Genomic DNA, 13,248 nt, shown 5'->3' with positions numbered 1-13,248 from the left:
ACTCTAAAGTTACAGAAAATGCCAGACCATCAAATTCACCTCAATGACGAAGAGCGCGCGGTGCTGGAACTCGTGCGCCAACGCCAGGGGCTGGCAAGTATCGATCAGGCGGCTGAATGGCTCGTCAAGTCGCGCTTACGCATACAGTCGAAAAACATGACAGGTCGCGGTCGCGCCCTGTACCAAGTGGAAAGAAAGCTGAAATGAGAGTCATCGGCCTGCCCTGCCCGCATTGCGAAAACACCGTCCGCGCCGTCAAGAGCCGCACGATGTCCGCCATGTTCAAGGAAATCACCTGCATGTGCCAGAACCCCGACTGCGGGCACTCCTTCGTGGCAGGCCTGGAAGTACTGCGCACCCTCTCGCTGTCCGCCATGCCCAAGCCGGATATCCGTCAGATACCGTCTTGAACGGCAAGTCCTTTTGTCAAATAGTGCGCGTCAAAGGCCCCGCTTTTTCACCGGTGGCTGGCGGCAACGGTGGAAAGTAAACGGTGCTGCGCACCAACGAGGCTCGGACACAAGAGGCTAGCGCCACGCGCAGGCAACAAGGCGGACAGCATCCGATAGCGTCATAAAAATATTGTTGCGTGTCGCAAACGTTCAAGACCTGCTTAAGCAACCAAACGATACTACCTCCATCTGATGCCAACCGAGGGAGTCTCATGAATACCGCTGCCATGTCCGCCTTGCGCGATATTGCCTATTTACTAATAAATGAAAATTTTCGGTGCAGTATCTGTAGCCCTCGATGAGGTATGGAGCCCCAGCGCAACATAGGGAAAATCACACTCACTCATGGATTCATATGTCAATGCGTAAATTTCACCGCCTGTCGGCATGTGTCCTGGCGGCCTATATATTGCTGCATATTGTCAATCACCTAATGGCCATTGCCGGCGCCCATGCGCACATCGCCTTCATGGAGGCGACACGGCCACTCTATCGAAATGCCGTCGTCGAGCCGGTGCTGTTGGCGTGCGTGCTGTTTCAATGTGGCAGCGGAATATGGATGGTGCTGCGGGGATGGAAAAAACGCTGCGGGTTCGTAGCGTGGCTGCAGGCCGGCTCAGGGATTTATCTGGCCCTGTTCCTGCTTTTTCATGTCGGTGCGGTCCTGTTCGGCCGCGCCGCGCTCAAGCTCGACACCAATTTTTACTATGCCGCAGCCGGTTTTGTGCTGATGCCATATGAATTGTTCTTTGCACCGTATTATTTTTTCGCAGTGTATGCCCTATTCACGCACCTGGGCTGTGCCGCATATTGGCAAGTCGAAGCGCGCTCGCCAATGGTGCGCAGGCTCGCCATTGGCGTTCCGGCAGGAGCCGGCCTGGTGGTCGCCCTGCTGATCAACCTGGCGCTAGCTGGCATGCTCCACCCGCTCGATATTCCCGCGAAATACCTGACTATTTACCGGTAAGCGGGGCGCGAGCACGCTGAGTCAGAACACGCATGAAGGAGGGCACAGAAACGGCACTTCCCACGCCATCGCACCACCCGCATAAAAACCGCTCAATGTGCGTCAAAATGCGTCAAATCGCATGCCACCACTTCGCCCCGCCGCACCAGTCCTCATGCGCCTTCGGCCATGGCGAAAATTTGAGTCAAAAGACCCTTAACTAGCGGGCAGGTGTGGAGGAGGGACAACTGCGCGCGCCGGGCCGAAATGGGCTTTTTTCTTGCTTCTGGTACAACATCAATCCTTGGGACGTGAAAAAAACGCCTCGTGGGCGGCTTGTGGGATGGCTGGGGCGCTCCGGCGCGGCTGGCCTATCGCGGCGTGGCGGTCATCCTGGGCGGCCGACGCGCGCCTTCGCCGCCTGCTCCTTGTCGTAGTCATCGCGGCAATCCACATCGCAGAACAGCAGCGCGGGCGCCAGCGCCTCGTCGCAGTAGTGGCAGCAGCCATGCGCCATCAGACCCGGCCGGCGCCGCACGGCGGCCAGGCCGCGCGCCACCTCGGCAAAGATGATCTTGTCGGTGTTGTCGATATGGTCGCTCATGCCGCGCCCTCCGCCTTGGCCAGCTCATACGGGGCGAACTTCACCACTTCCACGCCGGCCCATTCGTTGATCGCCATGAACTGCGACTGCAGCGGCACCAGCTCATTGCGCGCGAAGACGCGCGCGGCCGGTTCAACGGCGCCGAAGCCGCCGGCATTGTTCGGCAGGATGCCCATGAGCTGGGGCGGCACGCGGTGCGCGGCCAGCTGGCCGTCGCGCGTGATGCTCTTGATGTTGAAAAACTCGTCCTTGGCAGCCACGTCCGACACCGGAAAAATCTGGATGCCGTCCTTCTTGCCGCTCGGCGCGTGCATGAACAGCTTGCGGAAGTTGCCCGCCCCCCTGCTGTCGCGCATGGCCTGGTGCAGGCGGTCCACCTCCCGGGATAAGAGGATTCCTATGCTAAAGAGCTGCGTTTAATCAACATCATCGATTGCAGGACGAATAAACTTCCATGCATGCAGCAGCAGCAATGATGTGCATGGAGAGCTGGCGCCTCTGTTGCAGTTGAATGCGCACCGCTACGAACATTGTGCTCATGCCCCTTTGCCAAACTTTTTTCTGCGGCTCACCCGTTCATGCATTTTCTTGCATGAGATTTAGAGAGTTCATTCGATTTCCTCAAGAAGCACTGATTAATTCATCGGCCGCCATTCCCTGCGGCGCGTTCATCTGAGACAATATAAATACTCTCCCAGGGCGCCATCGATCATGCAAAAGAGCTTTTCCGACCTTGAGTCCCCCGCCAAGAAAAAGCTGATCCGACGCGACCGCGTCCTGTCCCTGATCGACAGCAAGCCCCCTTGGGGCAAGTTGCCCGGCACCGCACGACAGCAAATGCGCTGGATCGGCTCGCCAAACTGCCCTTTGAGACGTCAACCTTGCTAATAAAGAATTGAGCGGCACTTCCCTGGTTCCGGGTATTGCAGTGGAATACCCATGAACAAACCTGCGGCAGTGGCCAAGACTGGGTGATCACGCAGCACATCCAGGCAGGTCGTTACGTTTGCAATCAACCTTTTGCCTACCCAAATGAAAACAGCTTCCCCAACCTTGCATCTGTCGCGTGACCGCCTCCGGCTCGTCCTGTCCCTGTCATGGCTGTGCGCATTGGCGGCCTGTGGCGGTGGAACTTCGGCCTCGGCTCCGACCCTGAGCCCCAGCCAGCCTCCGCCTCCGTCGACGTGCGAGAAGTCGCAATGCGCCCCCGCTCCCTGACATGCTGAACGCCAGGCGTCCGGTTGACCTCCAGGGTCGACCTGCCCGCCTGCGCGGGCTTCGCCAGGCGCCCTGCGCCACCTGACCACCTATCCACCCAACATCGCTAGCTGCTGCCACTCCACCATGTCCACAAACAATTCCAAACGCCAGTTCCTGCGTAATTCGTTCGGCACGATGGCGTCCCTTGCCGCCTTGTCGGCATTCCCGCCGGCGATCCGGCGCGCCCTGGCGATCGAAGCCAATAACGTCACGGGGACGATCAATGATGTTGAGCATGTCGTCATGATCATGATGGAAAACCGCTCATTCGATAGCCACTTCGGCACCTTCAAGGGCGTCCGGGGCTACGGTGACCGATTCGTCGCGCCGTCGCCGAACGGAAGCAACATCATGTACCAGACCCATACCCAGACCAAACCTGCCGGAACGTATATCCCCTTCCACCTTGATGAAACCAAGGGCAATGCGCAACGCGCTGGCAGCGCACCGCACTCATGGGGCGACTCGCAGGCAGCGTGGGACCATGGCCGGATGAATCGTTGGCCAGATTCCAAGGGTTCCCTTTCCATGGGATATTTCGATACGGCGGAGGTGCCGTTTCAACGCGCGCTGGCCGACGCCTTCACCGTCTGCGACCACTATCACTGTGGCATCCACGCGGGGACAATTGCAAACCGGCTATTCTATTTTACTGGCACAAACGGTCCCAACGGCCGGAACCCCATCGATGGCAAGAAAGTGGAGATAGCGGTACTCGACAACCAGTACAACGTCGGCAACAACATCGGACCTTCGAGCGAAGGATGGACCTGGACGACGTATGCGGATCGCCTGGAAAAGGCCGGAGTGCGCTGGAAGGTGTACCAGAGCCTGGTCGACAACTTTGGTTGCAACGAAATGACCAGTTTTCGCCACTGGCGTGCTGAAATTGAAAAACTTCCCGCCAATCGCCGTCCGCTCCATGCTCCCTCCTCCGACATCAGACAGGATGTCACCCGCGCCGGCCCCTTCTATGACGCCGGCATCGACGACGCCCTCAGCCCGTTGGCCAAGGGATTCCACAACACCATGCCTCGCGGCTTCCTGGAAACCTTCCGCGAAGACATCTCCAACGGCAAGCTACCAGCCGTTTCCTGGATCATTGCGCCTTCAGCCTACTGCGAGCATCCGGGATACTCCAGCCCGGCCCAGGGCGGCTGGTATATCCAGCAGGTTCTCGATGCGCTCACGGCGAATCCTGAGGTGTGGAGCAAGACCGTGCTGCTGATCAACTATGACGAGAACGACGGTTTCTTCGATCACCTGCCACCACCGTGCGCGCCATCGCTCAATCCTGACGGCAGCGTCGCAGGCGCCACCACGCTCAGCTCGGCCGATATCGCGGTGGAATATCACAACCACCAACCGGCGACCAATCTTCAGCCAGGCGTTGATGGTCGGCCGTACGGACCAGGACTGCGCGTGCCGATGTGGATCGTGTCACCGTGGAGCCGTGGCGGCTGGGTCAACTCGCAGGTCTTCGACCATACCTCGGTACTGCAATTTCTCGAGAGGCGATTCGGCGTCCTCGAGCCGCAGATCAGCGCCTACCGGCGCGCCGTCTGTGGCGACCTGAGCTCTTGTTTTAATTTTGTCAACCCGAATGCAGGGGTGTTGCCAACGCTCACCGGGCATGGCAGCAAGGCGGAGGTGGATGCGCTGGCACTAAGCCAGGGCAAGGCGCGCGCGCTGGCGAGGCCGTTGGCGTCTACCACAGCCAAGTTACCGGTGCAGGCGGCAGGGACCCGCCCATCGCGTGCCCTGCCGTATGTATTGCATGTAACGGCCCGCGCCGACGCCGGCACAAGAAAAGTGACACTGGTGTTTGCCAACGACAGCAGCAACCAGGCTGGCGCGGTATTTCACGTGTATGACGAGTTGCATCTGGACCGGATTCCGCGGCGCTATGTCGTAGAGGCCGGCAAGACGCTGGAGGGCAACTGGGACGCGGCGTCCGATGGCGGTTCGTACCGCCTGTGGGTGCTCGGCCCGAACGGCTTTCATCGCCACTTTGTCGGTGACCTCAAGGAACAGGGTGACCCCAGAGGTCCGGAAATTCAGGCCTGCTACATGACGTGCAGCCCCACTGAACTCGCGCTCAAACTGCACAACAAAAGCAGCGCGCGTTGCTTGTTCACGGTTTCGGCAGAAGCCTATCGAAGCGATGGCCCCTGGACCATCGAGGTAGGTGCCGGTGAGGTGGGATCCTTTCACTGGTCGTTGGCCGACAGCGGCAACTGGTATGATTTCTCGGTGACCTGCAGTACTCAGAAGACTTTCCGGCGCCGCGTCGCAGGGCGTATCGAGAATGGCAAGGATTCCGTGAGCGACCCATCCCTGGGACGTGCATAACTCAAAAAATTGCTCCTGAATCGACAAGGCTGCGGCGCATGCCCCCGACGGGGGATGCGCCGCGGCTTCCTGCTGTCATCTCGATCCATCCCCCCCCGCTGACGTTTTTACAACAGCCCCCATCGCCCCGCGCTCTCCCCCCTCGACTCCCTACTGATATAATACTAACAATCAACTAGTACTCCGAAATGTGCGCCTCAAGGCTCCCGCAACCGTCTGTGTACCGCTAAGCCCAGCCCATGCGCTCCCTTTTCGACCACGAGATCATCAAACAGCTCCACAGCGGCGCCCGCTCGCGGGTTTACCGCGCCCGGGCCGCCGATGGCACTGCGCTGATCGTCAAGATGCCGAATCAGCCGTTCCCCTCCTTTCAGCAGCTGGCACAATTCAAGCGCGAATTTGCGATTGCGCGCCGCTGCCGCCATCCTGGCGTGGCGCATCCGCTGGCGCTGCAGCTGCACGGCGGGCGCTGGACGATGATCCTGGAAGATACCGGCGGCCTGGCGCTCGACCAGGTGTTGCGCGCGCAGGTGGCGGGGCGCAGTACTCCGTCGCAGCCCGCATTGGCGCTGGATGATTTTTTCGACATCGCCCTGCAACTGTGCGCGGCGCTGGACGAGGTCCATCGTCAGGGCGTGATCCACAAGGACATCAATCCTTCCAATCTGGTGTGGAATGCCGAACGGCGCCTGCTGCAGCTGATCGATTTCGGCATCGCCTGTGAACTGCCCTACGAAAGCCATGGCATCGTCAATCTCCAGACCCTGGAAGGCACGCTGCGCTACATGGCGCCGGAGCAGACGGGGCGCATGAACCGGCGGGTCGATTGGCGCGCCGATTTCTATGCGCTCGGCGCCACCTTGTACGAAATGCTGACCGGCCAGGCGCCGTTCGAGACGGGCGACGAGATGGAACTCGTGCATTGCCACATTGCGCGCAGCCCGGACTGGTCGCACCCGGCGCTGGCCAGCTTGCCTGGCCAGCTGCTGCCGATCATCCAGCGGCTGCTGGAAAAAAATGCCGATCAGCGCTACCAGAGCCTGCAAGGCTTGCGCAGCGACCTCGAAGCCTGCCGCGCGAACAAGCCGGCGCAGGCGCTCAAGCTGTCCGACCACGACGGCCGCTTCCTCGTGCCGCAAACGCTGCACGGGCGCGAGGATGCCATCGCCACGCTGCTGGCGGCGTTTGAGCGCAGTGCCGCCGGCACACGCGAGATGCTGCTGGTGGCCGGCCATTCGGGTATCGGCAAGTCGGCGGTCGTCAACGAAGTGCAAAAGCCCATCATCGCCCGGCGCGGCCGCTTCCTGTCCGGCAAATTTGACCAGCTCCAGCGCGACGTGCCGTATGCCTCGCTGATCCAGGCCTTCCAGGGGCTGGTACGCCAGTTGCTGGATCAGCCGGAAGAAACGCTGCGGCAATGGTCCGCAAAACTGCACGAAGCGCTGGGCAGCGGCGTGGGCGTGATCGTCGAGCTGATTCCCCAACTGGCCTTGATCGTCGGCCCCACCGATCCGCTGCCCGCGGCGGCGCCGGCACAGGCCCAGCTGCGCCTGGACCGCCTCTTCCCCCGCTTCGTCGAAGTCTTCGCCTGCGCCGGGCATCCGCTGGTGCTGTTCCTCGACGACCTGCAATGGGCCGATGCGGCCACGCTGCGGATGATCGAGCTGCTGATGGTCTCCTGCGACAAGAGCTGCATGCTGTTCATCGGCGCGTACCGCGACAATGAAGTGGGCCCCGCGCATCCGCTCAGCGCGCTGCGCGACAAGCTGCTCGCCCGTGACGTGCGCCTGTCGACGCTGTTACTGAGCGCACTGACCGAGCCGCAGGTGGCGCAAATGGTCTCGGCCACCGTGCGCGTGGCGGCGCCTTACTGCGCGCCACTGACCAGCATTTGCTACCGCAAGACGGCCGGCAACCCCTTCTTCCTCAACCAGTTCCTCGCCGCGCTCAACGAGGCGGGCCACCTGCGCTACCGGCCCGCCGACGATTGCTGGGACTGGGACCTGCCCGCGATAGAACAGGCCGGATACGCCGACAACGTGGTCGAGGTACTGCTGGAGAAAATCCGCCGCCTGCCCGGCGTGACGCAGCACCTGCTGCAACTGGCCGCCTCCAGCGGCAACCGCTTCACGCTCGACACGCTCACCCTGGCAGTGGACCGCGCTCCCCGGCAAACGCAGCAAGACCTATGGCCGGCGCTCAGGGCAGGCTTGATCCAGCCGCTCGACGAACGCTATAAATACGTCAATGGCGACACCGCCGCGGGCAACAGCGGCGTCAGTTACCGCTTCCTGCACGACCGGGTGCAGCAGGCAGCCTACCTGGTCGCCGATGCCGGCGCGCGCGCGGCCAACCATCTTCTCATCGGCCGCCTGCTCCTGTTGCATACGCCGCTGGAGCGCCAGGACGAGACGCTGTTCGACATCGTCGAGCAGCTCAACGCCGGCCGCACGCTGATCGACGAGGCGGGCGAGCGCGTGCATCTGGCGACGCTCAATCTCCAGGCCGGCGTCAAGGCACGGCGCTCCGCCGCGTTCCAGTCGACCCTGGAGCACATGCGCATCGGTCTCGACCTGCTGCCGGCGGAAGCATGGAACGTCCACGCCGGCCTCTGGCTCGAGCTGCAGCTGGGCGCCGCCGAAGCGGCCTACCTGTGTGGCCAGTTCGATGCCGCCGAGACGATCTATCCACTGGTGCGCGCCCATACCTTGAGCCCCTTGCAGCAGGTACGCTGCATTGCCATCCAGGCGCACCAGTATCAGTTGCAGGGCCGCCTGCTCGACGCCATCGCCGTGCAGCGCGACGGCCTGGCGCAGCTGGACATCGACATTCCGCACGAGGTGGCGCGCATGAAGGCGCGCTTCGCCGACATTCTCGCCGACATCGGACGGCAGCCCGGCGCGCATGCGCCCGAGACCTTGCTGGCGGCGGCCGACATGTGCGAGCCGGACGCGGTGGCCGCGATGCAGATGATGCAGGGCCTCTGGATGGCCAGCTACTACGCCGGCCAGCAGGATCTCAGCGCACTGATGGTGGTGTCGATGACGCGCCTGTCCATGCAGCGGGGGAACAGCGATTTCAGCGCTGTCGCGTATGTCGGCTACGCGATGATGCTGGCGCTGTACAGCGGCGACATCGCGCGCGGCTACCACTTCGGCGCGATGGCGATGGCCCTGGCCAGGCGCCGTACCAACCTGCAAACGCGCACGCTCACGGGGCTGATGTTCGGCGCGCTCAGCAACCACTGGACGCAGCCGCTGCGCAGCTCCGACGCCCTGTACGAGGAAGCGTTTGGCTGGGCGCTGGAAATCGCCGATTTCGTGCAGGTCGGCGTGGTGGCCGCCGTGCGCGCCACCGACCGGATCATCCTCGGCGACTACCTGCCGCACCTGATGCACGACATCGAGCACGACCTGGCGCTGATGCGCGCCAACGGCCAGCAGGCGATGGCCGATTGCTGCGTCGCCGCCGCGATCCAGCCGATCAAGTGCCTGACGGGCCTCTTGCCGCGCCATGACAGCTACGACGATGCGGCCTTCAGCGAGGCAGGCTTCCTCGCACGGTATGGCGACTCGCACCTGTACCGCGCCTACTTCTTGCAAGGGAAGATACGCAACGCCTACCTGTTCGACAACGCCGACGCCGAACAGCTGGCCGGCCAGCTCGGCATCGTCACGCAGATCATGCGCGGCCAGGCCAAGGTGGCCGAGTGCAGCTTCTACGCCGCGCTGATCCTGATCCGCGCCTTGCGGCGCGCTCCCGCGCGCACCGATGCGGGTGATCTGTACGCCGTGATCGGCACGCTGCAAGCGAGTCTCGCCGAGTGGGCCAGGCAAGGCTCGGACAACAGCGCTGCCAAGCACCTGCTGGTGATGGCCGAGATGGCACGCTACCGGGACGATCTGCAGCTGGCCACGCGCCTTTACCAGCAGGCGATCGACGCGGCTGGCCTGGCAGGTTACGTCAACATGCAAGCGCTGGGCAATGAACTGTGCGGCGAATGTTGGTGCGACCAGGGGCAGCCGCGCGTGGCCGCCGTCTTCATCGGGGACGCCATCGCGCATTACGGCCAGTGGGGCGCGGAGGGCAAGGTGGCGCAGCTGCGGGAGCGCCATGCCGCGCTGCTGTCGAGGATGGATGGCCGCGGCACGCAGCGGCATTCCGTCTCCCACACGCACGGCAGTTCCGCGCTCGACCTGGTGTCGCTGCTGAAGGCGGCACAAATCCTGTCGAACGAAGTCGGCCTGCGCAATGTGCTGACACGCCTCATTGCCATCGTGTGCGAAAACGCCGGCGGGCAGGTAGCGCGCCTGCTGCTGCTGTCCGAAGGCAGCTACCAGCTGGAGGCCAATATCGATGGCGATGGCGTCACCGTCCTGCAGGCGCGCCCGCTGGACCTGAACGCCGCCAGCGACCCGCAATTCCCGCTGTCGCTGCTGCGCTACGTCATCCGCACTGGCGCGGAGGTGATCGAAGACTGCATCACGCGAGGTTCTCGCTTTGCCGCCGACCCGTACGTGCAGCTGAACCTGCCGCGCGCCGTCATGTGCCTGCCGATCCGGCACGGCGGCCGGATCGACGGCATCCTGTACTTCGAGAACCGGCTGGCCGACGCCTCGTTTACGGAAGAACGCGTCGCATTCCTGCGCATGCTCGGCGCGCAGGCGATGATCTCGATCTCCAGCGCCAGGCTGCATGACAGCCTGGAACGGCGCGTTGCCGAGCGCACCGGGCAACTGGAAGACGCCAACCGCAAGCTGGCGACCCTGTCCATCACCGACGGCCTGACGGGCCTGTCGAACCGGCGCCATTTCGACGACGTGCTGCGCACCGAATGTGCGCGTGCCACGCGCGTCGGCCAGCCGCTTGCCGTCGTCATGCTCGATGTCGACTACTTCAAGCTCTTTAACGACCGCCACGGCCACCAGGCCGGTGACGCATGCCTGATCCGGGTCGCGCAGGCGCTGGCGGCCGGCATGCGACGCGCAGGCGACCTGACGGCGCGCTACGGCGGCGAAGAGTTTTCGATCGTGTTGCCGAACACGGGCGCGGACGAAGCGCGCCAGATCGGCGAAGCGCTGCGGCGCGCCATCGCAGACCTGGGCATCGTCCACGCGAGTACGGAAGCGCAGCAGGTGACGATCAGCGTCGGCATCGCGGTCCAGTCGGCGCCGGGCGCCGCCGATCCTGACGCCCTGTTGCGGCTGGCCGATGCCGCGCTGTACCAGGCCAAGGATGCGGGGCGCAATTGCGTGGTGCTGAGGATTCTGCCGCCTGGCTGACGCATGCGCCCCACGCCCTTTTTCATGGCGCGGGGCGGCGATTCACTCGCTGCCATGGGTGTGCTCGCGCGCCTGCTCCCGCGCCTTTTCCTGCGATGCCAAGCCGTTGAAGAACAGATTGAGCAGCACGGCGACGATGGCGGCCAGCAGGATGCCGCTGTGCAGCAGCGGTGACAGAGCCTTCGGCATGTGCTGCGCGTACTGTTCCGCCACCAGCGGCAGCATGCCGAAGCCGATAGCCAGGGCCACGATGAACAGGTTGTTGCGGTTGCTCTTGTAATCGACGCCGGCCAGGATGCGGATGCCGGTGGCGGCGACCATGCCGAACATCACCAGCCCTGCCCCGCCCAGCACGAACGCCGGCACGGCTTCGGCCGTCTGCGCGATCTTCGGAATCACGCCCATGACGAGCAGGATAAGGCCGGCCGCCACGCAGACCCAGCGGCTGCGCACGCCCGTCACCCCCACCAGGCCCACGTTTTGCGAAAACGAGGTGTAGGGAAAGGTATTGAAGATGCCACCGATCAGGGTGCCCAGGCCATCGACGCGCAAGCCGCGGCTGATGTCGTCCTGCGTGATGCGCTTGTCCGTCATCTCTCCCAGCGCCAGAAACATGCCCAAGGACTCAATCATGACGACGATCATCACCAGGCTCATGGTGACGATGGCGACCACGTCGAAGGTCGGCATGCCGAACTGGAACGGCATGACGATGGCAAAGGCCTTGGCACCGGCCACCTTGGCGAAATCGGCCTTGCCCAGCGCAAACGACAGGGCCGTGCCGGCAATGATGCCGATCAATACCGCGATATTCGACAGGAAACCGCGGCCATACTTGGCCACCAGCAAGATGACAGCCAGCACGAAGAAGGCGATGCCCATGTTATCCAGCGCCCCATAGCCGGGATTGGCGATCAGGGGCACGGGACCGGCTGGCGCGGGCAAGCCGGCCGCCGTGGCGGCAGCGGCCATCTTGAGGAAGGCGGGATCGGCGATTTGCGCCATGGCGGGCGGCCCGCCCATGGTCCAGTTGACGCCCACGCGCATCAGCGACACGCCGATCACGGCGATGATGCTGCCGGTGACCACGGGTGGAAACAGGGCTAGCAGGCGGCTGATGAAGGGAGCGATCAGCATGGAAACGACGCCGGCGCCGATCACGGCGCCAAAGATGCCCGTGATGCCCAGGGCGGGATTGTTCGCCATGGCCAGCATGGGACTGACGGCGGCAAAGGTCACGCCCATCATGACGGGCAGGCGGATGCCGAAGTACTTGCCAATTCCCAGGGACTGGATCAGGGTCACGAGGCCGCAGCAGAACAGGTCGGCACTGATCAATGCCGCCACCTGCTCGGGCGGCAGCTTGAGGGCGCGGCCGACGATCAGCGGCACGGCGATGGCGCCCGCATACATGACGAGCACGTGCTGCAAGCCCAGCGTAAACAGTTTGCCGGTCGGCAGGATTTCATCGACGGGCGATGGCGCGGCAGGCACCGTGCCGGGCACGCTGCGATGGATGGATTTCAGACGGGGAGTGGCCATTTACGCTCCATTTCCTGGGTTACCGCGGCCCGGATGGACGCAGGTGAAAGGGAAAAGCAAGAGAGAAACGGGACGACAGGAAGACACTGGCGGCGGATGAGGCATACGAAGCTCCTTGGATGGGACGACCAAGGTATGCCATGCACGCATCGTGCCAGCACCGATTGTATACAGGAATCGTGCCGAAAATCGGCAGAGATCAGGCAATTTAACGATAGATGCACCGTTTTCTCGCATACCGCCCCGCACCTGCACCAGAAGGCGGCACAAGGCGACGGGGCTGGCAGGCCGCTGATGGCGGATGGCGGATGGCGGATGGCTAATGGCGGATGGCTGATGGCTGATGGCTGGAGTTGGAGTTGGAGTTGGAGTTGGAGTTGGCGTTGGCGTTGGCGTTGGCGTTGAGAACTGGAGTCTGAAGCTGGAACCTGGCGACTGGCGCTGAGAGCCTATCCCAGTAGATGCATACCCCCCTGCTGGCACCACTCGGAAGCGGGGACTGCGTTGATCCCACGCGTCCCCCCTCAGCCTTGTCCGCGCTCCTGATGCGCTGCCAGCAGAAGACGCTCCCTGCCAGGATAGGCGCTTAGCCACCAGAGCAGGCATCAAGCAGCGTTTCCAGCTGGCGCACATGGACGGCACGCAATTGCTCGCGCGCCAGCAAGGCTTGCACTTGCTCGAAGATGCCGTGGGATGGCACCGCCGGCAAGACGGGAGCGGCGGGGCGCGTGGCAATGCATGGCACGCTGACCGGCCAAGTTTCCACATTTGATGCCGGCGCCCATGCCGCACAGCCGGTCAATAAACTCA

At 63.1% G+C, this 13,248-nt stretch carries 8 protein-coding genes and 2 pseudogenes; 6 read left to right on the top strand and 4 right to left on the bottom strand.

The window, feature by feature from the left end:
• The first annotated feature begins 18 nt into the window (after positions 1 to 18).
• The 3 genes from OX459_RS08440 to OX459_RS08430 all read left to right on the top strand — a co-directional run bounded on the left by OX459_RS08440 (position 19) and on the right by OX459_RS08430 (position 1,419).
• Positions 19 to 207, top strand: coding sequence for a hypothetical protein (locus tag OX459_RS08440; protein WP_035825591.1), 189 nt, complete (start codon positions 19 to 21; stop codon positions 205 to 207).
• A complete protein-coding gene (locus tag OX459_RS08435; RefSeq protein WP_289904573.1) occupies positions 204 to 410 on the top strand; it encodes an ogr/Delta-like zinc finger family protein in 207 nt (68 codons plus the stop codon). The genes OX459_RS08440 and OX459_RS08435 overlap by 4 nt, the downstream gene beginning before the upstream one ends.
• A gap of 397 nt (positions 411 to 807) precedes the next feature.
• The gene (locus OX459_RS08430; RefSeq protein WP_289904572.1) at positions 808 to 1,419 is read left to right on the top strand and encodes a hypothetical protein; all 612 of its coding nucleotides are present in this window, start codon (positions 808 to 810) and stop codon (positions 1,417 to 1,419) included.
• Positions 1,420 to 1,786: 367 nt separating this feature from the next.
• Here the strand turns inward: OX459_RS08430 and OX459_RS08425 are convergent, their stop codons facing one another.
• Both OX459_RS08425 and OX459_RS08420 read right to left on the bottom strand, forming a co-directional pair.
• Positions 1,787 to 2,002, bottom strand: a complete 216-nt coding sequence (locus OX459_RS08425) for a hypothetical protein (RefSeq protein ID WP_251348253.1) — start codon at positions 2,000 to 2,002, stop codon at positions 1,787 to 1,789.
• A pseudogene (locus tag OX459_RS08420) lies at positions 1,999 to 2,382 on the bottom strand (capsid portal protein); the annotation flags it as partial. The gene OX459_RS08425 and the pseudogene OX459_RS08420, both read right to left, overlap by 4 nt.
• Positions 2,383 to 2,713: 331 nt before the next feature.
• Between OX459_RS08420 and OX459_RS08415 the strand changes: the two are divergent.
• The 3 genes and pseudogenes from OX459_RS08415 to OX459_RS08405 all read left to right on the top strand — a co-directional run.
• A pseudogene (locus OX459_RS08415) lies at positions 2,714 to 2,818 on the top strand (IS5/IS1182 family transposase); the annotation flags it as partial.
• Between the two features lie 528 nt (positions 2,819 to 3,346).
• Positions 3,347 to 5,614, top strand: coding sequence for a phosphocholine-specific phospholipase C (locus tag OX459_RS08410; RefSeq protein ID WP_251348252.1), 2,268 nt, complete (start codon positions 3,347 to 3,349; stop codon positions 5,612 to 5,614).
• A gap of 239 nt (positions 5,615 to 5,853) precedes the next feature.
• A complete protein-coding gene (locus OX459_RS08405) occupies positions 5,854 to 10,896 on the top strand; it encodes a diguanylate cyclase (protein WP_289904568.1) in 5,043 nt (1,680 codons plus the stop codon).
• Positions 10,897 to 10,938: 42 nt separating this feature from the next.
• On the opposite strand, the gene OX459_RS08400 is transcribed toward OX459_RS08405, so the two are convergent.
• Positions 10,939 to 12,438 carry a nucleobase:cation symporter-2 family protein gene (locus tag OX459_RS08400; RefSeq protein WP_289904567.1) on the bottom strand — a complete coding sequence of 500 codons (1,500 nt, stop codon included), beginning with the start codon at positions 12,436 to 12,438 and terminating at the stop codon, positions 10,939 to 10,941.
• A 586-nt stretch (positions 12,439 to 13,024) separates the two neighbouring features.
• Positions 13,025 to 13,204 carry a hypothetical protein gene (locus tag OX459_RS08395; protein ID WP_289904565.1) on the bottom strand — a complete coding sequence of 60 codons (180 nt, stop codon included), beginning with the start codon at positions 13,202 to 13,204 and terminating at the stop codon, positions 13,025 to 13,027.
• Positions 13,205 to 13,248 lie beyond the last annotated feature (44 nt).

The organism is Janthinobacterium sp. SUN026 (genome assembly GCF_030397625.1).
Lineage (GTDB): Bacteria > Pseudomonadota > Gammaproteobacteria > Burkholderiales > Burkholderiaceae_D > Janthinobacterium > Janthinobacterium kumbetense.
The sequence above is the reverse complement of the archived record's forward strand: the minus strand, read 5'-3'. Positions and strand labels throughout refer to the sequence as shown.